Source organism: Amycolatopsis pithecellobii (assembly GCF_009707865.1).
Taxonomy (GTDB): domain Bacteria; phylum Actinomycetota; class Actinomycetes; order Mycobacteriales; family Pseudonocardiaceae; genus Amycolatopsis_E; species Amycolatopsis_E pithecellobii.
Window position 1 is genome coordinate 21,126 of sequence record NZ_WMBA01000065.1, and the last position, 23,302, is coordinate 44,427.

The window sequence follows — 23,302 nt, forward strand, 5'->3', positions numbered from 1 at the left end:
CTTCGGGATCGATGATGCTTTTTGCGAGGCCGCCGTCAAACCGGAACGTCGCCGCAGTCGGCTAGGCAATATTGTGCACCCCGCCACTCGCGCGGTTACTCCTACCTGGGGTGACTGGCCAGCACCGCCGCTATCTGGTCAATCACGGAATCCCGCAGCAGCGGGCTCGCCCCACCAGCGGCATTTCGCTCCGCGAGCTCCACGACCACGACATCTCGATCAGCCAACAGTTTCGTCGCGTTGGCGGTCGTGTCCTGGGCCATCGTCTCGGCGTGCACGATCGTCACGTTCTGGAAGGCGGCGGCCAGGAACGGGCTCGCGAACTGGGTGAACGAGTCGGCGAGGACGGCCGTGTTCGCGCCGATCACGCCGGTCGACGGGGTCGCCGTGTCCTGCTTCAACTCCAGCGGTGCGCGGAAATCGCTGGCGACATAGTGTTCCCGGTCCGTCACACCGTCCGGTTTGAGCGTGTACGTCATCAGCCTGCGGTCGGCGGACTTGCCGATCAGCATCGGCAGATCGGCGGGCCACGGGTTGATTGTCCGTGGTCCCACCAGCCAGGACGCGGTGATCCCCGGCTGGATGGCCTCGGCCAGCGCGTACGTCATCGTCAGGCCACCTTCATAGGTCCAGTGGCTGTCGTTCGCGTCGTACAGCGGATGTCCGACGCGGGTGGCGGTGGCGGTGAGGCTGGGCCGCAGATCGACGTCGCCAAGCCGGGAGGTGGCGTTGCGCCAGAACGTGGCGGAGGCCGCACGGGCGCAGTCCTTGCCCGCATAAGTACTGGGCAGATGCTCGGGTGCGGCCGTCGACTTGTCCGGGGCGATGACGAGTTCGAAGCGGCGACCGGAGTTCTCCACCGCCGCACGCAACCGTTGGAAGGCACGGACGACGCCGTCGGGGCTGAGCGTGGGCACGCACTTGTTGCTCATGTCGACCCCGAGGTACAACCAGTCGTCCGAGCCGTAGATCAGCGGCGGGTAGCCACCGGGCGGATCGTTGTCCTTCGGTCGCGTGGTCGTCGGCAGACCCAGCCCGATCGGCCCGCTCGACTCCGTCTGCCCGGACTGCGGCGGATCGCCGAAAACCCCCGTGCTGATGTCGCGCGCCGCGTCCACGCCTTGCTCGCGCAGCGGGAGATGATCGGTGGCCCAATCGGAAAGACCGGTGAAGAACGCCCAGCCTTCGCCGGGCGGAAACCCATGCAGGGCACGGTTTTCGAACGCGGCCGGGCGGACACCGGCGACGAACGCCAATGCCGGGGTGAGGAAGAAGACCACCGCACAGACCAGTGCGGTGCGTTGACGGCGGCTGTGCCGTGGCCGGTACAGGCTGTGTTCTCTCGGCAACCACGACTCCGGCGTGGCCGGCAGGCCACCTGGTCTGTGCGGCCGCAGCCTGGGCTCCCCCGTCATGATTCGTAGGCTACCGATGCCCGGCGTCCGGCCGGGGCCACACCAGTAACCTGCACTGCATGGACGCGGGAACCCCGGGCGAGCGCCTCATCGAGTGGACCGGCGAGCGGTGCGTGCCGTGGACCGACGACCACCAGGTGATCTACGAGCACTACCACCGCTACGCCTTCGCGCTGCGTTACGTCGGCGGCAAGCGCGTGCTCGATCTGGCCAGCGGGGAGGGCTACGGCGCCGCGCTGATGGCGCAGGCCGCGAGCTCGGTCGTCGGGCTGGAACTCGACCCGGTCACCGTCGAGCATGCGAACCGGCGCTACGGGTCGGAATCGCTGACCTTCCACCAGGGGTCGATCGAAGACCCCGAAGCGCTGCCCGATGAAGCACCGTTCGACGTGATCACGTGTTTCGAGGCGATCGAGCATGTCGAACGGCAGGATCTCGTGCTCGGGCTGGTCGGGAGGTTGCTCGCGCCCAACGGGGTTTTCCTGTGCAGCACCCCGGATATCGAGGTCTACACCCACGATCACGGCAACGAAAACCCGTTCCACGTAAGGGAACTGGACGAGCAGGGGTTCCGGGCGCTGCTCGGCGAAAGGTTCGGCCATGTCGTGCTGCTGCGGCAAAACGTCGCGGTCGGTTCGCTGATCCACGGTGACGGGCCGGGCAGCGAGCTGCACACCTTGCGGCAGAACCCCCCGGACGACTGGGAAATCCGGCCCGGCGCGCCGCACACCTATTTTCTCGCGGTCGCCTCGCGGGAGCCGGTCGACGTGATCGGCTCGTCGGTCATGACCGACGAGAAGCTGATCCTGATCGCGCGGGCGCTCTCGGACACCGCGGCGGCCAGGGGCGAAGCCGATCGTCTCGGCGAGGTCGCCCGCCGGCTCGAAGCCGAACTCGGCTCGGCCTCCGGTCGGGCGGACGGGCTGGCCGCCGAACTGGACACCACCGCGCGCGAGCGGGACGAGGCGCTGGCCCAGGTTCAGCAGGGGCGCGTGGCATATTCGTCGCTCGCCGCGGAGCTCGACCGGGAGCAGCGCAAAGCCGCGCACGAGCACGCGCGGCTGTCCTGGCTCGACGAGAACAACGCCAAGCTGCGCCAGACCACGCACGACCTGGCGACCGAGAACGCCCGGCTCCGCGAAGAGGTGTCGGCCCTCGGACAGCGGCTGATCAACCGGTACCGGGCGTCCATCGAGCGGTATGCACCACGGGGCACGCGGCGCCGTGACGCCTACGAGCGGGCGCTCGGCCGCCCGGCCGGCGTGCTTCCCGGCGCGGTGCCCGAGCCAGGCCCGGTCGGCGTCACCACGAGCGAGGAACCCATCGTCAGTGTGATCATCCCGGTGTACGGGCACTGGGACTACACGCGCCGGTGCCTGGAATCGATCGAGCTGACCCGGCCGCGCACGCCGTTCGAGGTGATCGTGGTGGATGACTCGTCGGTCGACGACTCCGCGGACCGGGTCGCGGCCTGCCCCGGCGTCCGCCTCGTCCGGACCCCGCGCAATCTCGGTTTCATCGGTGCCTGCAACCTCGGTGCGGAACACGCCCGCGGCGAGCTCGTCCTGTTCCTCAACAACGACACCGAAGTCCAGCCGGGCTGGCTGGACAAGCTCGTGGAGGTCGTCGAGGACCGCTTGGACATTGGACTCGTCGGCTCCAAGTTGGTGTATCCGGACGGCAGCCTGCAGGAGAGCGGCGGCATCATCTGGGCCGACGGCACCGGCTGGAACTACGGGCGCAATCAGCCCGCGGACATGCCGTGGTTCCAGACCATGCGGGACGTGGACTACTGCTCCGGCGCCGCGGTCCTCGTCCGGCGCGAACTGTTCGAGCGCATCGGCGGGTTCGACACGCGCTTCGCCCCGGCCTACTACGAGGACACCGATCTCGCGTTCGCGGTGCGGGACGCCGGGTACCGGACGGTGGTCCAGCCCGCGTCGGTCGTCGTGCACCACGAGGGCGTGTCCAACGGCACCGATCTCGCGTCCGGCGTCAAGCGGCACCAGGAACTCAACCGCCAGATCTTCGTCGACAAGTGGGCCGCGCAGCTGGCCGGGCACCTGCCCGAAGCCTCACCGGCCAACGTCTGGCTGGGCAGGCAGCGCACCGCGGCCGGACACGCCGGCGGGATCGTGCTCGTCGCGGACTACCAGGTGCCGCGGCCGGACGAGGATTCCGGCTCGGTGCGGATGAGCCGGCTGCTGCGCCAGCTCGCCGAACTGGGCGAGCGGGTGGTGTTCTTCCCGATGAACCACGCGCTGCCCGAGCGCTACACGGTCCCATTGCACGAGCAGGGGATCACGGTGGTCGTGGGGGAGGAGAACCAGCGCGCGTTCCTCCGTGAGGCCGGGCCGGTGCTGAGCCTCGCCCTGCTGTCCCGGCCGCAGGTCGCCTGGCAGCTGCTGGAACAGATCCGCGACGTGGCGCCCAGCTGCCGGGTCGCCTATGACACCGTTGACCTGCACTTCCTGCGGCTCGAGCGGCAGGCCGAACTGGCCGAGCGGAACGGTGACGCCGGCGCCGAGTCGTTGCGTCAGCGCTCGAAAGCGTTGCGGGAGATGGAACTCGGCCTTGTCCGCAGCACGGACGTCACGCTCACAGTGTCCGAAGTGGAGCGAGAGTTGCTCGGGCGGCTCGAGCCGTCGGCGCAGGTCGCGGTGCTGTCGAACGTGCACCTCGTGGACGAGACCGTGGCCGATCCCGACGGGCGCGCCGATGTGCTCTTCGTGGGCAGCTTCGACCACGTCCCCAACCGCGACGCGGTGCGGTGGCTCGCGACGGAGATCATCCCGTTGGTGCGCAAGGCCCGCCCGGACGCCGTCGTGCATGTCGTCGGCAGCAACCCGCCGCCCGAGATCACCGCGCTGGACGGCGAAGGCGTCGTCGTGCACGGCTGGGTGCCGGACATCGATCCGTTGTACCGCAAGGCCCGCGTCGTCGCCGCCCCGCTGCGCTTCGGGGCCGGGGTGAAGGGCAAGGTCGGCGAGGCGCTGGCCTGCGGTGTTCCGGTCGTCGCGACCACCGTGGCGGCCGAGGGGATGCACCTCGAGCACGGTGACGAGGTGCTGATCGGCGACACCGCGCGCGACTTCGCCGAGCATCTCGGCACGCTGCTCGACGACGACAAGATCTGGCAGCGGCTGTCCGACCGGGGCAAGGCAGCCGTGCGACGGCAGTTCGGTCCGGACGTGCTGCGGCGGGCGCTGGAATCCTTGTTGCGGTGAGTTTCCCACCGGTTTCGCCATGGTCACGTGATCGCATGAGCTAGCATTTGCGGCCATGCGCGCCCCGAAGGTCCACGCCGACGCGAACGTGGGCTTCGCGTGGTTGCGGATGCTGGGTGCGGTCACCGTCGTGGTGGATCACAGTGCGCCGCTGCTGGATCCCGGCCGGCTCACGATCTTCCCCGCCTCATGGGGCATGTCGCCCGGGTACATCGCGCTGATGGGCTTCTTCGCGATGAGCGGCTACCAGATCCAGGACAGCTGGTCGCGAGACCCGTCGTGGTGGCGGTTCGCGGCGCGGCGGCTGCTGCGGATCCTGCCGCCGCTCGTGGTCGTGGTCTCGGTGACGGTACTGGTGATCGGCCCGTTGGTGACCAGCCTCTCGCAGGGTGCGTACTGGTCGAACCTCCAGACCTGGCGTTATCTCGTCGGCACCATCGTGTTGTTCCTGTTGCAGCACCGGCTGCCGGGCGTGTTCGACGCGAACCCGTACCCGTTCTCGGCCAACGGTGCATTGTGGACACTCCCGATGGAGATGCTCGGGTACGCGCTCGTGCTGGTCGCCGGTGTGCTGATCGCGCTCGGGCTGACTCGCGGGCTGCTGCTGGTGTTCCTCGGGGTGCTGGTGTACGCCGACACCCTGTGGCAGGCCACCTTCGGCGATCACGGCGGTGGCGGTTCCCTCGGTGAGCTGCCGCTGGGTTCGACGGTGGCGTTCCTGGTGCCGTTCGTACTCGGCATGATCCTGCATTCCTTCCGGCACCGGATCCCGTTGCGCCCGTGGGCGGCGCTGGTACTGCTGGCGCTGTATCTCGCGCTGAACCAGACCCCGGCCGGCCGGTATGCGCTCGCGCTCGCGGCCGCCTACGGCGCGATCACGCTCGCGACGCACTGGCCGAAGCGGCTGGAAAGGTTCGAACCTTACGTCTACGGCAGCTATGGCACCTATATCTGGGGATTCCCCATCCAGCAGCTGATCATCATGGCCGGGGTGCACAACGTCGCGGCCCTTGTCCTGCTGGCGGTTCCGGCGGCGTATGCGGCCGGGCAGCTGTCCTGGCGTTTCATCGAGCAGCCGACCCTGCGCTTGCGCCGGCACCTGCCTGCGCCGGCGGTGAAGCGTCCCGCGCCGGCGGACGCACCCACGGTGCAGATGGAGCCGGCCGGCACCCCGGTGCGGTGAGGCGGCCGAAGTCACTCTGTGACTTTTGAGGCGCCGAAACCGGACACGAATTTCTTACCGCTCGGTTAGCATCGGCTGGTCATGCGATCTTGCCCCAAACTCCATGCCGACTCCCATGTGGGTTTCGCGTGGCTTCGTACCATCGGGGCGCTGCTGATCGTACTGGATCATTGCTGGGCGCTGCTCGTGTCCGGGCGCTCGACGATCTTCCCGCCGTCCTGGCAGATCGCGCCCGGGTATGTCGCGTTGATGGGCCTGTTCGCGATGAGTGGTTACCAGATCCAGCACAGCTGGGCCCGCGATCCGTCGTGGTGGCGGTTCGGTGCGCGCCGGCTGCTGCGCATTCTGCCGCCGCTGGTCCTGGTGGCGGCGGTGACGACGTTCGTCGTCGGGCCACTGGTCACCGAGTGGCCGCAGGGGGCGTACTGGAGTCATCCGCAGACGTGGCGGTACTTCGTCGGCACGAGCCTGGTCATGTTGCTGCAGCACCGGTTGCCCGGGGTGTTCGACTCGAATCCGTTCCCGTACTCCGCCAACGGTTCGCTGTGGACGCTGCCGATGGAACTGCTCGGCTACGGCCTCGTGCTGCTGCTCGGGGTGTTCCTCGCGCTCGGCGCGTCGAGGCTGGTGCTGCTGCTCCTGCTCGCCGCCATCGTCTACGCGGACACGACGCTGCAGGCGGACTTCCTGTCGCAGGGCAAGGCCGCTTCGGTGCTGAGCATTCCGCTCGGGTCGGCGGCCTCCTTCCTGGTCCCGTTCGTGCTCGGGATGGTGCTGCACGCGTTCCGCGACCGGATCCCGCTGCGCCCGTCGATCGCGGCCGGCTTGTTCGTGCTCTGGCTGGCGCTGAGCCAAACTTCGTGGGACCGCTACACGTTGCCGGTGATGGCGGCATACGGCTCGGTCACGCTCGCGGCGCACTGGCCGCTGCGGTGGGGCGGTGCCGGTGACTTCGTGTTCGGCAATTACGGCATCTCGATCTGGGGGTTCCTGGTCCAGCAGTTGATCGTGCTGGCCGGGGTGCGCGAGCCGTGGCTGCTCGTGGTGTTCTCGCTGCCCGCCGCGTACCTGGCCGGTCAGCTGTCGTGGCGGTTCGTCGAGAAGCCGACTCTCCGGTTGCGCAAGCATTTGCGGCCGAAGCGCGCGGTGGCTCCGGTGCCGGAACCGGCCACACTCACGCCGGTGGCAGAGCCGCTGTCAGTTCCGCTTTCGTCCGGTCGAGATGTTGCTTGAGTTGCGCCGCTCGCGCGGCGGCCGCCGGTTGTGACAGCCAGAGGATGACCGCGAGATCACCCGAGGAGTACCAGGTTCCGTTCATCAGCCGGCCCGACCGGGTCCCGCTGAGGACCGAGGAATCGGCGGGCAGCGGGACGAAACCCGTGCTGAGTGCCCCGGACCGCATGTAGTCGGCGACCTTCTTCGCCTTGGCGGCGTCCGCCGCGTGCACGACAAGAAGAAAGTACCGCTCGTTGTTGAGCGAGGAACCGCGGTAGACGATCTCGGTGACCTCGTTTTCCGCGAAGAACTGGGCCGCCTGGGCGGGATAGAGCCCGCGCTGTGCGCCCTGGTCGACCGAGACCATCGCGTTGCCGGTTTCCGGAACACCGGGCAGCGCCGGCACTCGCTGCTCGATCGGGACCACCGGCACGCTCGGCGTCGTCGAGGGGGTGACGGGCGCCGCGCCGGTGGCCGGGGCCGGCTTGTCGCGGACGCCGAGGAACCAGGTCGCGCCGATGATCATGAGCAGCACCAGCAACACCCCGAGCGCGAGGAACAGCCACGTCGGCCGGTGCCGGGACGGGCGGTTCGGGCGGGTCGGCAACGGTGGCACCTGCTGTTTCGACGGCTGCAGGCCTGGCAACGGACCGATCGCCGGCGTGACCACGGTCGGCAGGTCATGGATCGTCGGATGCCGCATCGACTCGGTGGACCGCTCGTCGGCCGGGCTGGGCGCGCTCGTCGGGCGGTCGCTCGCCAGCAGGGCGGCGGACCGGCCCGGCGGCTGCTGGGCGATCACGGGTGCCGTCACTGGGGAAGGGGAGAACCCGCCGGAGGCCGCGGCCAGCAACTCCTCACGTTGCTTCCGATGCTCGCGCAGGCTGATCTCGCCACTGGCCAGCTGCATATCCAGGCGGCGAAGGTCTTCCTGCCAGGTCATCGAGGCTCCTTGGAGTCTTACCAATCCGACCGAAAGTAGGCGGACACGGTCCGTAGCCGATCTGCTTGTAGACATCCGTTTCCGCCGTGGCTGCCGTCGGATTGGTAACGAAGGGCACAGTCGGCCCTACGGTAGCGCGATCGAGTGAACGGTGGGCGATCCCCGCGGGCGAATCAGAACAGGGTCAGCGGATCGCTGGGGAGCGGCTCCGGCAGCGGCTCGACATCGGGCAGGCGGGCGCGCACCTCGTCGTGGAAGCGGCGGGCGAGGACGAGCGCCCGCGCATTGTCCGGGGTGTGCACGAAGACCGTCGGGGAGCGGCCTTCCCGCAACCAGCCGACGACGGTGTCGACCCAGTGTTGCCAGCCCTCGACGGTTTGCGCGTCATCGTCGCGCCCGATGTATCGGACGACGGGATGCGCGGTAAGCGCTTGCGAGCGGCGCGGCAGGCGCGGTTTCTGCTGCCACGCCTCCTCTTCCGCGGGGCCGAGCGGCGGAGCGCCGAACAGGACCGTGGTGTCGAACAGCACCCACTCGGCGCCGACCTCGCCGAGCACCTGCTCCAACCGTTGAGGGTGCGCGAAAAACGCGGGATGCCGCACTTCGACGGTCAGCCGGCGATCGCGCGGCATACGACGCAGGAACGCCGCGAGCGCGCCGAGATCGGGTGGTCCGAACGACGCCGGCAGCTGGACCCACAGCGCGTGCACCCGCTCGCCGAGGGGCTCGATCGTGTCGAGGAAGCTCCGGACGAGTCCGGCGACGTCGCCCAGCCGTCGCTCGTGGGTGATCGCCTTCGGCAGTTTGAGCAGGAGCCGGAAGTCCGGCGGGGTCTGGTCCACCCACGAGGAGATCGTGCTCGCGGCCGGCGTCGCGTAGAAGGTCGTGTTGCCCTCCACCGCGTTGCACCAGCTCGCGTACGAACGCAACCGTTCCGGCAGCGGCCACGCCGGGTGGGTCCACATCGCGCAGCCCACATGCACCCGCATGGCTGGAGACTACTCAACCGCGTCGTCCAGGTAAGCCGCCGCCTGGAGGGTGAACAGGTCCGCGTAGGCACCGCCGAGTCGCATCAGTTGCTCGTGGGTCCCGTGTTCGGCGAGTTTGCCGTGATCGAGCAGCAGGATCTGCTCCGCCTGCCGCACCGTGGAGAACCGGTGCGAGATGTACAGCGTCGTGCGGCCGGAGGCGAGCGCCCGCAGGCGGGCGAACAGCTCGTGCTCGGCTTGCGCGTCGAGCGCCGACGTCGGTTCGTCGAGAATCAGCAGCGGCGCGTCCCGCATGAAGGCCCGCGCCAGCGCCACTTTCTGCCATTCCCCGCCCGACAGGCTCACGCCCTGGTCGAACCACCGGCCGAGCGGGCTGTCGTATCCCTTCGGCAGCCGCTCGATGCGCTCGGCCGCGCCGGCCCGCCGCGCGGAATCGACGATCCGTTCTCGATCGTCCAAAGCGGACAGTTGACCGAGGCCGATGTTCTCCGCGGCCGTTCCCTGGTATGTCACGTAATCCTGGAACATCGCACTGATCCGCATTCGTAGCTCGTCCGGGTCGAACTCACGGATGTCAACGCCGTCGAGCAGGATCCGTCCGCTCGTCGGGTCGTACAGTCGGCACAGCAATTTGATCAGGGTCGACTTTCCTGCACCGTTGCGCCCGACGACGGCCACCGTCTCACCCGGCCGGATTTCGAAGCTCACGCTGTCCAGCGCCGGCTCGTCGGCGCCGGGATAGCTGAACGACACGTCCTGGAATTCGACATGCCCGCGCACTTTCTCCGGCAGCGGGCGGGGATGCGTGGGCCGGGTGATCCGCGGCCGAGTGCCCAGGAACTGGTACAGCGTGTCGAGATACAGATTGTTCTCGTACATTCCGGAAAATCCGGTGAACAACCCCTGGACCGATGCCTGTACGGCGGTCGCGGCGCTGGTGTACAGCGCGAGATCGCCGATCGTCAGCCTGCCGTGCACCGCCTCCAGTGCGATGTACAGCGCGATCCCGGAACCCGCCGCGGTCGACAGGAAACTCCATGCCGTGCCGACGAGATTCCGGGTCGTGGTCAACTTGCGTTCGCGTGCGTAGTAGGTCTGCCCGAGCCGCCGGAAGCGGTCGGTCAGGTACGTGCCCAGTCCGAAGAGTTTGGTCTCCTTGGCATAGGTGTCCGTTGTGACGAGCGAAGAAAGATAGTCCATCCGCCGCCGGATCGGGGAGACGTACAGCGCCAGCATGAACGCCCGTGCGCCGTACTTGGACTGCGAGATGAACGCCGGGATCGGCGCCAGCAACGCGATCACCGCCAGCAGTGGGCTGACCGCGACGAGCAGCGCGACCATGCTCGCGAATGTGATGCCGGTACGCACGAGGCTCAGTGCCGAGGTCAGCATCGACACCGGCCGCGACGGCGCTTCCTGTGAAGCCTGGCGCAACAGGTCGTACGACTCGGACCCCTCGAAGAACGCGAGGTCGAGCTTTGCCGCGTGGGACATCACCTGGTGCCGGATGGTCAGCGTCATCCGTTCCTGCAGCAGTTGCTGTGCGACGTTCGTCAGTGCGGTGCTCAGCGCGGTCGCGGTGAAGACACCGAGCTGGAAGGCGGCGATCTCGACGATCCGCCCCGTGGTGCCGTGCCCCTGTACCGCCGCGACGACCGCGTCCAGCAACAACTTCGCGAGATAGGCGGTGAGCGTCGGCAGCAGTCCACTGACCACTGTGGACAGTACAATGAAGACGGTCATGACCGGGCTGGCCTGCCAGGTCAGCTTGAGCACCTTGGGCAACCCGCGCACCGTGCCACCCACCGACGTGCGCAACCGGAGGAGCCGGGCGCGCAGGTCCTTCGGCCCGTCGTCGGGTTTGGGATCGGGGATCTCGATGGGGCCGGTCAGCCCGCTGTCGGGCACCGTGCTGCTCGCCTGCCGCAGCCGTCGTCTGAGGCCGATGGGCGGCCCACCGCCGTGCATCAATCCGCTTTCACCGCCCCGTGCAGGAACACGTCGATCAGTGCGCCGATCTCCAGCGACTGCTGGTCGTCACGGGACCGGCTGAGCAGCAGGGACAGGAAGATCCCGCCCAGCTGCTCCGGAGGCAGGCGCAGCTTCCCGCGCTCGGGTTCGAACAGTTCGGCGACCGCCGCGCGCATCGCCTCGAACGATGCCTGCCGGTCGCCGCCGCGATGATGCCGCTTCCGCGCGCCGGAGCGGTGCATCGCACCGGCGATCGCGCCCAGGCGTTCCAGATGCGCGGCCAGTACGCCGGCCGCTTCGGCCAGCCGCTTTTCCGTCGGCTGGTCGAGCGGGATCTCGGCGAGCAGTTCGATCATCCCGTCCGGGCGCAGTGCTTCGACCACGCACGCGTCGACGAGCTCGTCCTTGTCCGCGAAGGCACGGAAAATCGTGCCCTCACCGATACCGGCTGCGCGGGCGATCTGCGCGGTGGTGACTGCGGCGCCGTGCTCGACAACCAGTGGCAGCACAGCCTGCACGATCATTTTCCGGCGTTCACCGGGGCTCATGCCCGGGGCGCGCCGTTTGGTCTCCGTCACGCCGCCCAGTGTGCGGAGTGAGCACTCACTCCGTCAAGCGGCCACAAAGAACCGGCCCTGCGGCAGGGCCGGTTCTCCGCTGTCAGTAGGTGATCGCGAGCGCGGGGTCGGCCAGCAACGCGCCGACGTCGGCGAGGAACTGCGAGCCCTGCTGGCCGTCGACCAATCGGTGGTCGAAGCTCAACGCGAGCTGGAGCACCTTCCGCACGGCGAGTTCACCGTCCACGACCCACGGGGTGTCCCTGATCGCGCCGAAGGCCAGGATCGCCGCTTCACCGGGGTTGATGATCGGCGTCCCGGTGTCGACGCCGAACACGCCGACGTTGGTGATCGTGATCGTCCCGTTCACCATGTCCTCGGGCGCTGTCCTGCCCTCACGTGCGGTCGTGGTCAGCCCGTCGAGCGCGACCGCCAGTTCCGGCAGCGACATCGCGTCGGCGTCCCGGATCTTCGGCACCACGAGCCCGCGCGGGGTCGCGGCGGCGATCCCGAGGTGCACGTAGTCCTTGTAGACGATCTCGCCGGCCGCCTCGTCCCAGGACGCGTTCACGTCCGGAGTTCGTTTGGCGGCAAGGCAAACCGCCTTCGCGGCGAATGCCAGCGGGGTGAGTTTCACGCCCGCGAACGACGGGTGTTTCTTGAGCCGTTCCCGCAGTTCCATCATCGGCGTGACATCGACCGTGAGGAATTCCGTGACATGCGGGGCGGTGAACGCGCTCGACACCATCGCCTGCGCGGTGGCCTTGCGGACACCCTTGATCGGCACCCGGCGTTCACGCGCACCCGGCTGCCGCACCACCGGCGCCGGAGCCGCGGCCCGCTCGACGTCCTCTCGCGTGATCACGCCGTCGACCGAACCGGCCAGCGTGCTCAGGTCCACGCCGAGATCCTTGGCGAGCTTGCGCACCGGCGGTTTCGCCAGCGGCACGTAACCGCTCTTGGCGGCCGGTGCCGGCTGAGCCGGTTCCGGCCGGCGTGCCGGTTCCGGTTCGGGCACCGGGGTGCCGCGGCGCACGCGCCGTTTGGTGGCAACGGTTTTCGAGCCGTAGCCGACGAGCGGCTTCATCTCCTCGTCGGGCGCGGACCCGTTCACCGAGGCACTCCCGCCGCCCGGATCGACGTCGACGGTCAGGATCGGAGCACCGACCTCGACCGTCTGTCCTTCCTCCACAAGGACTTCGGTGATCCGGCCCGCCCACGGGATTGGCAACTCCACCGCGGCTTTGGCGGTCTCGACCTCGACCACGATCTGGTTGACCGTCACCTCGTCGCCCGGTTTCACCCGCACGCCAAGGATTTCGGCCTCGGTGAGGCCTTCGGCGGTGTCGGCGAGCAAGAACTGTTTGAAGTCAGGCACCGGTCACCACCCCAGCGAACGGTCGACGGCGTGCAGCACCCGGTCCAGATCGGGCAGGTAGTGCTCCTCCAATTTGGACGGTGGGTACGGCGTGTCGAATCCCGTCACCCGCAGCACCGGAGCCTCCAGCGAGTAGAAGCATTCCTGCTGAACGCGGGCGGCGATCTCCGAGGTGATCGAGGACTCCGATGGCGCCTCGGTCACCGCGATCAGCCGTCCCGTGCGGCGTACCGACTCGAACACCGGGCCGAGGTCCAGCGGCGAGATCGTGCGCAGGTCGATGACCTCGAGCGAACGGCCTTCATCATTCGACGCCGCGACGGCGGCGTCCAAACACACCTTCACCGAAGGCCCGTACGCGACCAGCGTCGCGTCGGTGCCCTGCCGGACGACGCGGGACGCGAAAAGCGGCCCCACCGGACTGGAAGTGTCCACTTCGGACCTGAGCTGTCCGTTGTGGTACAACCGTTTCGGCTCGAAGAACAGCACCGGATCGTCGGAGGCGATGGCCTGCTGGATCATCCAGTAGGCATCCGCCGGGTTCGAGCACGAGACGACCTTCAACCCGGCGATATGCGCGAACAGCGACTCAGGCGACTCCGAGTGGTGCTCGACCGCACCGATCCCGCCGCCGAAAGGCACCCGCACCACGACCGGCACCTTGATCCTGCCCTGGGTGCGGTAGTGCAACTTCGCGAGCTGGCTGGAGATCTGGTCGAAGCCGGGGAAGATGAACCCCTCGAACTGGATCTCGCACACCGGCCGGAACCCGCGCACGGCAAGGCCGACCGCGGTGCCGATGATGCCGGACTCGGCCAGCGGCGTGTCGAGCACGCGCTGTTCGCCGAAGTCCTTCTGCAGCCCATCGGTGATCCTGAAGACGCCGCCGAGCTTGCCGACGTCCTCGCCGAGAATGATGACCTTGTCGTCGGCCTCCATCGCGGCCCGTAGACCGAGGTTGAGTGCCTTGCCGATGGTCAGCTTCTGCAGGGCAGAAGTGGATTCGTCTATTTTGGACTTCACGGGAGCCGCCATCAGTGCTCACCCGCCGTCGCGAAACCGTCGAGATACGCCAGATATTCCTCGCGCTGTGCATCCAGCACCGGCGAGGGTTCGGCGTAGACGTTCGAGAACACGCGCTCCGGCGGAGGTTCGGGCAGGTTGAACGTGTACTCGCGCAGCTCGGCGGCGAACTTGTCGGCCTCGGCCTGGATCTGGTCGAAGAACGACTGGTCCGCGTGCCCGCCACGGGCCAGGAAGGCACGCACGCGCTCGATCGGGTCCTTGAGTTTCCACGCCTCCAGCTCGTCGGACAGCCGGTAGCGCGTCGGGTCGTCGGTCGTGGTGTGCGCGTCCATGCGGTAGGTGAAGGCCTCGATCAGGACCGGACCGTTGCCGTGGCGGCATTCCTCGAGCGCCCAGCGGGTGACCGCGAGGCAGGCGAGCACGTCGTTGCCGTCGACGCGGATGCCGGGGAAGCCGTAGCCGCGGGCACGCTGGTACAGCGGCAGCCGGGACTGCCGTTCGGTCGGCTCCGAGATCGCCCACTGGTTGTTCTGGCAGAAGAAGACCAGCGGCGCGTCGTACACCGCGGACCAGACGAAGCCCTCGTGCACATCGCCCTGGCTGGTGGCGCCGTCTCCGAAATAGACGATCGTCGCCTCGCCGTCATCGTCTCCCACCTTGCCCTCGAACTTCTGCCCCATGGCGTAGCCGGTGGCGTTGAGGACCTGGTTGCCGATGACGATGGTGTAGGGGTGGAAGCGGTGCTTGGCGAAGTCCCAGCCGCCGTGGTCGGTGCAGCGGAAGATGCCGATCAGCTCGCGCAGATCGACCCCGCGCGTGAAGGCGACGCCGTGCTCGCGGTAGCTGGGGAAGGCCATGTCCTGCTTGGCCAGGGCCCTGCCGGAACCGACCTGCGCGGCTTCCTGGCCCAGCAGCGGGACCCAGATACCCAGCTGGCCCTGCCGTTGCATGGCGTTGGCCTCGCGGTCGGCACGACGGACCAGCACCATGTCGCGGTACAGCCCGCGCAGCGCGTCCCCATCGATGTCGGTCACATACCGGTCGAACTGTGAGGCGATTCGTTCGCCTTCGGGCGTGAGCAGCTGGGTCAGCTCAGCGCCACCTTCGGTTGTTGCTCGCAAACCCGCGATCACCTGCTCCGGGGACGGTTGTGCCGCTTGGGCGGCCGGCCCTTCGCCGGGCTCCGGGTGCGTCCACTGTTCGGGGGACGACATGCGTTCTCCTCGGGTGTCGTGCCGCGAAGCCACTTTTGGCGGCTTCGTCGGCGGCGCCGGCGGCCACCTGCGCATCGGATCCGAAGCGCTCGGGCAGCCATCGGCCGTGACGGCTTACGCGGTCATCCTGACATGAGAAGCCCCTCGACAGTCAGTGCCGATGCCTGATTTGTTGCCGATAACAGGGTCCTGAGCTGCGAAAACCCTAGGAAGACCGATGATCAGGGAGCCGAAAGTCGGTCTCGCAACCGGGTGTGAGCTGGCCTGTTCACCCCGGCACGGGTGTCCGCGGGTGTCCGACGGGCCGCGGTAGGTGACCCTCGTGACCTGCAACACACCTTCGGATGACTGGCAGAATGCGTCCTGTGGAGCAGACGAACGTGCGCGAGACCGTGGCCAGGCTGTGGGAGACCGACGTCCTGCCGAGCCTGTCCGAGCTGGTGCGGATTCCGGCGTTGTCCCAGGCTTTCGATCCGGACTGGGCCGCCAACGGGCATCTCGCGTCCGCGGTCGGGCACGTGCGCGGCTGGGTCGCCGGGCGGCGGCTGCCCGGCGCGACGCTCGACGTGGTGAGCGTCGAGGGCCGGAGCCCGGCGCTGCTGATCGACGTGCCCGCGACACCCGGCGCGGAGGACCGCGGCACGGTGTTGCTCTACGGACATCTCGACAAGCAGCCGCCGGTGGGTGGCTGGTCGGAGGGGCTCGGCCCGTGGCAGCCGGTGGTACGTGGCGAGAAGCTGTTCGGCCGCGGCGCGGCGGACGACGGGTACGCCGGGTACGCGGCGACCACGGCGCTGGAAGCGGTGCACGCGGCGGGCGGGAGTCATGCGCGTTCGGTGATCCTGCTGGAGACCGGCGAAGAGTCGGGCAGCCCGGATCTGCCCGTGTATCTGGAGCACCTGTCGGCGCGGCTCGGCGAGGTGTCGCTGGTGATCTGCCTCGACTCGGGCGGCAACGACTACGAGCGGCTGTGGCTGACGACGAGCCTGCGCGGCCTGGCCCAGGTTCACGTGACGGTGCGGGTACTCGAATCCGCGCAGCACTCGGGGCTGGCGAGCGGCGTCGTGCCGAGCTCGTTCCGCGTCCTGCGGCAGCTGCTCGACCGGATCGAGGACGCCGAGACCGGTGCGATCAAGCTCGCCGAGCTGAACGTGGAAATCCCGGCGAACCGGCTGGCGGAGGTCCAGGCGACGGCCGCCGTCGCTCCCGGCACGATGCGGACGGCGTTCCCGCTCGTCGCCGGTATGCGCCCGGTCTCGGACGACGAGGTCGAGCTGATGCTGAACAACAGCTGGCGGCCCACGCTCTCGGTGACCGGCGCGGCGGGCTTCCCGGAACCCGCGAACGCCGGCAACGTGCTGCGGGACTCGACGACGCTCGCGCTGAGCTTGCGGCTGCCCCCGACAGCGGATTCGGCGGCGGCCCTGAAAGCGGTGGGGGAGGCACTGACTACGGACGTCCCGTACGGCGCCAGGGTCGAGCTGGCCGGTGTCGAGCACGCGGGCGGGTGGAACGCTCCGGACGCCGCGCCGTGGCTGGCCGCGGTGCTGGAGAAGGTGAGCACGGAGGTCTTCGGCGCGCCATGGCGCAGCGTCGGCCTCGGTGGGTCGATCCCGTTCATGGGGCTGCTCGCGGAGAAGTACCCGCGGGCACAGTTTCTGGTCACCGGCGCACTCGGCCCGGACTCCAACGCCCACGTGCCGGACGAGTGGTTGCACCTTGGCCAGGCCCGCCGCATCACGGAAACGGTCGCACACACCCTGGACGCCCACGCCCGAGGCTGACCGGCAAGTCCACAATGGACACCTTGGCTGTCCGGTAGTGCCGCCGGCCGACATCACGCCGTGACCTTGCTGATGCTGCGAATGGGCCCATTCGGATGGCAGGATGCGTGGACTCACACGGTATGACCTACTAGGAGTGACGATCGTGGCGCGTGCAACACACCTCAAGGCACTTGCCCTCCTGCCGACCTTCGCATTAGTCGGGCTGACCGTCGCCTGCGGTTCCGGTGGTAACGGTTCCGGTGGCACGCAGCCCAGCGGCGGTGCTCCCGCCGCGCAGGAGATCCCGGCCGCGACCAAGGACGCCGCGCTCGCGGCCATGGTGCCGGCGGACATCGCCGGTGACGGCAAGATCATCGTGGGACAGGACCAGACCTATCCGCCGAACGAATTCGTTGACTCCACTGGCAAAGTCGTCGGTTTCGACGTCGATCTCGGCAACGCGATCGGGCAGAAACTCGGCCTGACGATGGAGTACCAGAACGCGGACTTCAGCGGCATCCTCGCCGGTCTCGCCGCGAGCAAGTACGAGCTCGCGATGTCCTCGTTCACCGTCAACGCGGAGCGCGAGCAGACGGTCGACATGGTCACCTACTACTCGGCGGGCACCTCGCTCGGCGTGCTGAAAGGCAACCCCGAGAACCTCAGCCCGGACACCCTCTGCGGCAAGAACCTCGCCGTGCAGAAGGGCACCGTCCAGGTCGACGACGCCACCGCACGCTCGGAGGCGTGCACCAAGGCGGGCAAGCCGGCCATCAACATCCAGCAGTTCCAGGCACAGACCGACGTGAACCTTCAGCTGACCACGAAGCGCAGCGACGCGATGCTGGCCGACTCCCCGGTCGTCGACTACGCGGTGAAGCAGACCGACGGCGCGGTCGAGGTCGTCGGCAAACCGTACGACACCGCGCCGTACGGGATCGCGCTTAAGAAGGGCGCCGGCCAGTTCCCGCAGGCCGTGCAGGGCGCGGTGCAGGCACTGATCAACGACGGTACCTACGCGAAGATCATCGCGAAGTGGAACCTGAATGCGGCGGGGGCCATCCAGAAGTCGGAAGTCAACCCGGCCGTCTGAGCTGCCCGAACCCATGACTGAATCGAACGAACGCACCGGCCCCGCCGCGGAGGACATCCGGGCGGTGCCGGTGCGGCACTACGGCCGCTGGATCGCCGGTGCCCTCATCCTGTTCGTCGCGGTGATCGTGATCCGCAGCGTGGCCACCAACCCCAACATGCAGTGGGACGTGGTCGGTGACTACCTGTTCAACGAGCGCATCCTCCGCGGCCTGCAGAACACCCTGATCCTCACCGCGATCTCGATGGTGATCGGGGTGCTCGGCGGCGTCCTGCTCGCCGTCATGCGGATGTCGCCCAACCCGCTCACGTCGGGCGCGGCCGGCGTCTACATCTGGCTGTTCCGTGGCACGCCGCTGATCACGCAACTGGTCATCTGGAACTACTTCGCGTTGTTCTATCCCCGCCTGGGTATCGGTATCCCGTTCGGGCCCGAGTTCGTCGGCACCAACACGAACTCGTTGATCTCCCCGTTGATCGCGGCACTGCTCGGCCTCGGCCTGAACGAGGCCGCATACATGGCCGAAATCGTCCGCGGCGGCCTGCTTTCCGTCGACGCCGGTCAGCTCGAAGCGGCGAGCGCGCTGGGCATGTCGCGCGGCAAGACGTTGCGGCGGATCATCCTGCCGCAGGCGATGCGCGTGATCATCCCGCCGACCGGCAACGAAACCATCGCGATGCTCAAGACGACCTCGCTGGTGGTCGTCATCGGTTACTTCGAGCTGATGCTTTCGGCGCAGCAGATCTACGCGCAGAACTACAAGATCGCGCCGCTGCTGATCGTCGCGGCGTTGTGGTACCTGTTCATGACCTCGGTGCTGACGTTGATCCAGACGCAGATCGAGCGGTACTTCGCCCGCGGTTCCTCGCAAACGGCACCGGAAAAGGGCTGGGCGGCGCGGATGTTCGGCTTCGGCGGCTTGCGGGGAGGGGTGGCGCGGTGACGCCCATCGTGCAGGCGCAGCGCATCCACAAGCGGTTCGGCCGCCTCGAAGTGCTCAAGGGCATCGATTTCGAGGTCGCCGAGCGCGAGGTGGCCTGCCTCATCGGCCCATCCGGTTCGGGCAAGTCGACGTTGCTGCGGTGCATCAACCACCTGGAAAAGGTCAACGCCGGGCGGCTCTACGTGAACGGGCACCTGGTGGGCTACCGCGAGCGCGGGGACCGGCTGTATGAGCTGCGCGAGAAGGAAATCGCCGCGCAGCGCAAGGACATCGGCATGGTGTTCCAGCGGTTCAACCTGTTCCCGCACATGACCGCGCTGGAGAACGTGATCGAGGCGCCGGTGCAGGTCCGCGGCGAGAACAAGGCGCAGGCGCGCGAGCGCGGCCGGGAACTGCTGGACCGGGTCGGCTTGGCCGACAAGGAAAAGTCCTATCCCGCCCAGCTCTCGGGCGGGCAGCAGCAGCGGGTCGCGATCGCACGGGCGCTGGCGATGCAGCCGAAGCTGATGCTGTTCGACGAGCCGACATCGGCACTGGACCCGGAGTTGGTCGGCGACGTCCTCGGCGTGATGCGGCAGCTCGCGGCGGACGGCATGACGATGATCGTCGTGACGCACGAAATGCAGTTCGCCCGCGAGGTCGCGGACAAGGTGCTGTTCATGGACGGCGGCGTGGTGGTCGAGGAAGGCTCACCGGAGCAGGTCATCGCCGAGCCCCGGCACGAGCGCACGCGCAGCTTCCTGGCGCGGGTGCTCAACCCGAACGCCTGACGTCGTAGGTGGACGGTGCCACGCGCACCAGCCGGTTGGTGGCGTTGAGGGCGTTGCGCAGCCCTTCGCGGGTGATGGGCCGGGCGAGCCCGGCCCGGATCTCGTCGAGGTGCAGTGGCCTGCCGGCGCGTTCGATGAGGCGGATGGCGTTCTCCGTGCTCGATCCACCCGGCCCGGTGTACGGCTCGAGATGCCACGACTCGAGCGCGAACGTGCTGGGCGCGACCCGGACGAAGCGGCTGTCGGCGTTGAGGCGGTTGTACAGCGGGCCACGGCTGTACTGCCGCTCCATCCGGCGCAGCAAGTCGTCGAGGTGCAACGGCACCCCGGCCTGGGACAGCAGCCTCGCCACGGCGTCGGTCGCGGTCGGTCCGTGCGTGGTGCGCCGGCCGGCGGAGACACGCTCGACCATCCGGTGCAGCGCCCGCCGCGGCTGCTGGAGTTCTCTCTCCGAGACGCGGTACCCGCAGCGCGCGAGCCAGGCGATGAGCTCCTCGTCGCTGAGTGTGAACCCGCGGTCGGCGAACGCCTCCGCCGGGGTCTCCGCGCGCAGCGCCTCACTGAGCGCGGTTACCACCACCCTGGTCATGGCGACCGCGGTCAGGAAATCGGGCACGGCCGCCCAGCCCCGGTCGACCTCGAATACGCCGCCGAACCGGGCCAGCACCCGCCACGCGGCGACATTCGGGCCGATGACCGGGAAATCCAGCTGCGGATGGCGTTCCAGGAGGCGGGCCAACGGCATGACCGGCGCGATTTCCGCGCGAAGCTGCTCGGCCCACTGGGCCAGCGGGCCACCACGGGCGAGCACGGCACGGACCCGGTCGGTGAAATCGGCCTCGATCGCGCCTCGCTGTTCGGGTGCAGGCAGATACTGGCCGAACCAGCGGTACGCGTCCTCCTCGTCGGCCCACAAGCGGCGCCTGAGTGCGGTCAGCTCGCCATAGGTCACCGTTTTGGTGACCTCCCTCAGCTCCGCGAGGGCCTCCATTCCCCGACGATAACTCCGAATTCCACTCCTTTCCGGGAAACGGCCCTACCGGAGTAACCCGGCCACTAAGGTTTGGCGAGGTATTCACGAAAGGGGCACGGACGAATGGCGAGTGGCCAGGCAGGACCGGTGGAACGCGAGCTGCCTCCGCTCAACCCGTTCGACGGGGTGCCGGATGCGCGTTATCACGTACCGGCCGCCGACTTGCTGCGACCGCTGCTGGAGCCGGGTAGCGGCGGGTTGCTCCGGTGGCGGCGGCAAGCAAGCAACGCGCCGATCGTCCCGGTGGAAAATGCCTATATAACGGGACGGCTGGATCTGCGTGGCGCGGATCTCGACTGCCTTTTCCGATTCGAGAACTGCCGTTTCGAGCACGCACCGGACGTGCGTGAGGCGAAACTGCTCGGCCTCGTGTTCCGGCGGTGCTGGCTGCCGGGGCTCAAGGCACGGAACCTGCGCAGCCGCAACGATGTCCGGCTCATCCGCAGTGTCGTGCAACCGGGTGGCGTCGTCGACGGCGAAACGGCCGTGCAGCGCGGGGACACCCGTGAGCGAGGGGTGCCGGACGCGGCGATCAACCTGACCGATGCGGTGATCGAGGGCTCGCTCGTGCTGACCCGAACCCGCATCGCGTCGTCGTTCGGCCGTGCGCTGCAGGCCGACCGGCTCCAGATCAGCGGTGCGTTGCTGGCGTACCGGCTCAAGGCCGACGGACAGGTTCGCGTGCCCGGTATGCGGACCGGCGGTAACGTCAACTTTTCCGGCGCCACTTTGCACAATCCGGCCGGGTTCGCGTTGGATGCCAACGGTGTGCACATCGGCGGCAGCCTGCTGTGCGATGTGGACAATTTCGGCGCCGCCGGCAAGCGGCAGGCGTTCACCGCACGCGGGGTGCTGCATCTGCCGAGCGCCAGGGTCGACGGCGACATCGTGTTCCGCGGCGCGGATCTGGCCAGCCCGCAGCGCGGCGTGATCGCGTCGGAGGCTTGGGATTCCAGTGATCCCTATGTCGATCCGTGGCCGTCCGTGGTCGCCGACCGGATGCGCGTCGAGGGCAATGTCGAGTTTTCCGACGGGCTTTCGGCGGTCGGGACGTTGCGCATGATGAACGTCCGGATCGGCGGCACGCTGCGCCTCGCGCGGGCGCGGATCAAGGTCAGCCGCGGTGACATCGAACCGTTCTACGATCGGGCGTTGCATTTGGACGGCAGCGAGATCGAGGGCGATTTCGAGGCGACAGGGCTGCACGTGCCGTGTGGTCAGCTGCGGTTGTCCGATGTGCGGGTCGGCGGGAACATGCTCGCCGCGCGAGCGAATCTGAAACACCGCGGCCGGGACGTCTTTTCCGCACGGCGCATGAAGATCGCCGGCAACCTGATGCTGACCAACGCGACGCTGGAAGGCACGTTGCGGTTACAGGGCACGGAGGTCGGCGGCAGCATCGAGCTGTACGGCACCGAAGTCACCGCACCGACAGAACGGCCGCAGGCCAGCTACTCGGTGGACCTGCGTACCGTCCGCGTCGGCCGCAATATCAGTCTCACCAAGTCGAGAGAGCGAGAGTTCCACGCCAGCGGCGGGGTCAACATGGACGGTGCGAGCGCCGCCCGTCGGGTGGACCTGACCGGCGCCGCGCTGGAAGCTGAATCCGTTGCCGAGCACGGTATCGCGCTCGATGCGAGCGACGTGACGTGTGACGAATTCTTGCTGAATCCGGGAAAGCCGCCGCAGGGCCGGATCCTGTTGCGGCACGCGTATTGCCGGACGCTCGACGACAACGACGAGTTCTGGGCCGCGGAGGGCGGGATCGAGCTCGAGGATTTCCGGTACGACGTGTTGCACCGGCCCATTCCGATGCAGAACGATCGCGCGGTCGATACCCGGATCCGGCAGCTGCGGTCCGCGATGGCCGGTTACCGGCCCGGTCCGTACGACCAGCTCGCCACGATGCTGCGCGCGAGCGGCAACGAAGAACACGCGGACACGGTGTTGTTTCGTAAGCAGCAGTACCGGTATGAGGCGCTCGCGCAGGGTTATCGGGTGCTCGGCCCTGGGGTGCGGTTGTGGAGTTGGTTGCAGCGCTGGATGGTCGGCTACGGCTACCGTCCGGTGCGGGCATTGGGCTGGCTGATCGGTTTGCTGGTGGTGGGCAGCCTGTATTTCTGGCTGGGTCAGGATTCGTGCGTCACGGATCCGGTGCGTTTCATGGTCGCGGGCACGCGGTGCGCGATCGACCAGCAGGAGACGGGCCTGCAATGGAATCCGGTGCTCTACACCGCGGATTTGCTTGTCCCCATTGTGGATTTCGGCAACAAGGGCCGCTGGTACATGCATGGTCTGGACAAGTGGATGAGCGACGGTTTCATAGCCATGGGCTGGATCCTGGCCACCACAGTAGCGGCCGGTGCCAGCCGAATGATCCGCCGAGACACCCCCACCAAATAACCCGCCGCGAGTTGACCCTTCCCGCCGCGCGAGTTGACTGTTCGCGTTGCGCGAGTTGCACGTTCCGCGCGACCGGAACACTCAACTCGCGCACACGGAACACTCAACTCGCACGCAGGAATGAAACGCAACCACGGAGGGGGGTCCAGGGGGGCGAAGCCCGCCCTGGCGGGGGT

General features: G+C 68.1%; 17 protein-coding genes. 8 read left to right on the plus strand and 9 right to left on the minus strand.

Features of this window, described 5'->3' with window-relative positions:
* Positions 1 to 101: 101 nt before the first annotated feature.
* Positions 102 to 1,415, minus strand: a complete 1,314-nt coding sequence (locus GKO32_RS30735) for an alginate O-acetyltransferase AlgX-related protein (RefSeq protein WP_154760408.1) — start codon at positions 1,413 to 1,415, stop codon at positions 102 to 104.
* Positions 1,416 to 1,474: 59 nt separating this feature from the next.
* On the opposite strand from GKO32_RS30735, the gene GKO32_RS30740 reads away from it, so the two are divergent.
* The 3 genes from GKO32_RS30740 (at position 1,475) to GKO32_RS30750 (ending at position 7,058) form a co-directional block, all read left to right on the plus strand.
* Positions 1,475 to 4,642 (plus strand): glycosyltransferase, encoded by a 3,168-nt coding sequence (locus GKO32_RS30740; protein WP_154760409.1) that lies wholly within the window; start codon positions 1,475 to 1,477, stop codon positions 4,640 to 4,642.
* A gap of 55 nt (positions 4,643 to 4,697) precedes the next feature.
* Positions 4,698 to 5,825, plus strand: a complete 1,128-nt coding sequence (locus GKO32_RS30745) for an acyltransferase family protein (RefSeq protein ID WP_246244973.1) — start codon at positions 4,698 to 4,700, stop codon at positions 5,823 to 5,825.
* An 81-nt stretch (positions 5,826 to 5,906) separates the two neighbouring features.
* Positions 5,907 to 7,058 carry an acyltransferase family protein gene (locus GKO32_RS30750; protein ID WP_154760410.1) on the plus strand — a complete coding sequence of 384 codons (1,152 nt, stop codon included), beginning with the start codon at positions 5,907 to 5,909 and terminating at the stop codon, positions 7,056 to 7,058.
* On the opposite strand, the gene GKO32_RS30755 is transcribed toward GKO32_RS30750, so the two are convergent.
* The 7 genes from GKO32_RS30755 to pdhA all read right to left on the minus strand — a co-directional run bounded on the left by GKO32_RS30755 (position 7,000) and on the right by pdhA (position 15,118).
* Positions 7,000 to 7,983: a hypothetical protein gene (locus GKO32_RS30755; RefSeq protein ID WP_154760411.1), complete on the minus strand. Its 984-nt coding sequence runs from the start codon at positions 7,981 to 7,983 to the stop codon at positions 7,000 to 7,002. The genes GKO32_RS30750 and GKO32_RS30755 overlap by 59 nt on opposite strands.
* Positions 7,984 to 8,156: 173 nt before the next feature.
* The gene (locus GKO32_RS30760) at positions 8,157 to 8,972 is read right to left on the minus strand and encodes a DUF72 domain-containing protein (protein ID WP_154760412.1); all 816 of its coding nucleotides are present in this window, start codon (positions 8,970 to 8,972) and stop codon (positions 8,157 to 8,159) included.
* 9 nt (positions 8,973 to 8,981) lie between these two features.
* A complete protein-coding gene (locus GKO32_RS30765) occupies positions 8,982 to 10,940 on the minus strand; it encodes an ABC transporter ATP-binding protein (RefSeq protein ID WP_154760413.1) in 1,959 nt (652 codons plus the stop codon).
* Complete coding sequence (locus GKO32_RS30770) at positions 10,940 to 11,491, minus strand: TetR/AcrR family transcriptional regulator (protein WP_154760427.1); 552 nt, start codon at positions 11,489 to 11,491, stop codon at positions 10,940 to 10,942. The genes GKO32_RS30765 and GKO32_RS30770 overlap by 1 nt, the downstream gene beginning before the upstream one ends.
* Before the next feature lie 112 nt (positions 11,492 to 11,603).
* The gene (locus tag GKO32_RS30775) at positions 11,604 to 12,878 is read right to left on the minus strand and encodes a dihydrolipoamide acetyltransferase family protein (RefSeq protein ID WP_312868842.1); all 1,275 of its coding nucleotides are present in this window, start codon (positions 12,876 to 12,878) and stop codon (positions 11,604 to 11,606) included.
* 3 nt (positions 12,879 to 12,881) lie between these two features.
* On the minus strand, positions 12,882 to 13,913 hold the full coding sequence (locus GKO32_RS30780) for an alpha-ketoacid dehydrogenase subunit beta (RefSeq protein WP_154760414.1): 1,032 nt from the start codon (positions 13,911 to 13,913) through the stop codon (positions 12,882 to 12,884).
* Entirely contained in the window at positions 13,913 to 15,118 is a 1,206-nt protein-coding gene (gene pdhA / locus GKO32_RS30785) for a pyruvate dehydrogenase (acetyl-transferring) E1 component subunit alpha (protein ID WP_154760415.1), read from the minus strand. Before pdhA ends, GKO32_RS30780 begins: the two co-directional genes overlap by 1 nt.
* 356 nt (positions 15,119 to 15,474) lie before the next feature.
* On the opposite strand from pdhA, the gene GKO32_RS30790 reads away from it, so the two are divergent.
* The 4 genes from GKO32_RS30790 (at position 15,475) to GKO32_RS30805 (ending at position 19,690) form a co-directional block, all read left to right on the plus strand.
* Positions 15,475 to 16,902 (plus strand): M20/M25/M40 family metallo-hydrolase, encoded by a 1,428-nt coding sequence (locus GKO32_RS30790; protein ID WP_154760429.1) that lies wholly within the window; start codon positions 15,475 to 15,477, stop codon positions 16,900 to 16,902.
* Between the two features lie 145 nt (positions 16,903 to 17,047).
* Complete coding sequence (locus GKO32_RS30795; RefSeq protein ID WP_312868843.1) at positions 17,048 to 17,977, plus strand: ABC transporter substrate-binding protein; 930 nt, start codon at positions 17,048 to 17,050, stop codon at positions 17,975 to 17,977.
* 13 nt (positions 17,978 to 17,990) lie between these two features.
* The gene (locus GKO32_RS30800; RefSeq protein ID WP_154760417.1) at positions 17,991 to 18,920 is read left to right on the plus strand and encodes an amino acid ABC transporter permease; all 930 of its coding nucleotides are present in this window, start codon (positions 17,991 to 17,993) and stop codon (positions 18,918 to 18,920) included.
* Positions 18,917 to 19,690 (plus strand): amino acid ABC transporter ATP-binding protein, encoded by a 774-nt coding sequence (locus tag GKO32_RS30805; protein WP_312868845.1) that lies wholly within the window; start codon positions 18,917 to 18,919, stop codon positions 19,688 to 19,690. The genes GKO32_RS30800 and GKO32_RS30805 overlap by 4 nt, the downstream gene beginning before the upstream one ends.
* On the opposite strand, the gene GKO32_RS30810 is transcribed toward GKO32_RS30805, so the two are convergent.
* Positions 19,674 to 20,681, minus strand: a complete 1,008-nt coding sequence (locus GKO32_RS30810; protein WP_154760418.1) for a hypothetical protein — start codon at positions 20,679 to 20,681, stop codon at positions 19,674 to 19,676. The two genes, GKO32_RS30805 and GKO32_RS30810, sit on opposite strands and share 17 nt — an antisense overlap.
* Positions 20,682 to 20,786: 105 nt before the next feature.
* Between GKO32_RS30810 and GKO32_RS30815 the strand changes: the two genes are divergently transcribed.
* Positions 20,787 to 23,126, plus strand: a complete 2,340-nt coding sequence (locus tag GKO32_RS30815; protein ID WP_208024597.1) for a translocation/assembly module TamB domain-containing protein — start codon at positions 20,787 to 20,789, stop codon at positions 23,124 to 23,126.
* Positions 23,127 to 23,302 lie beyond the last annotated feature (176 nt).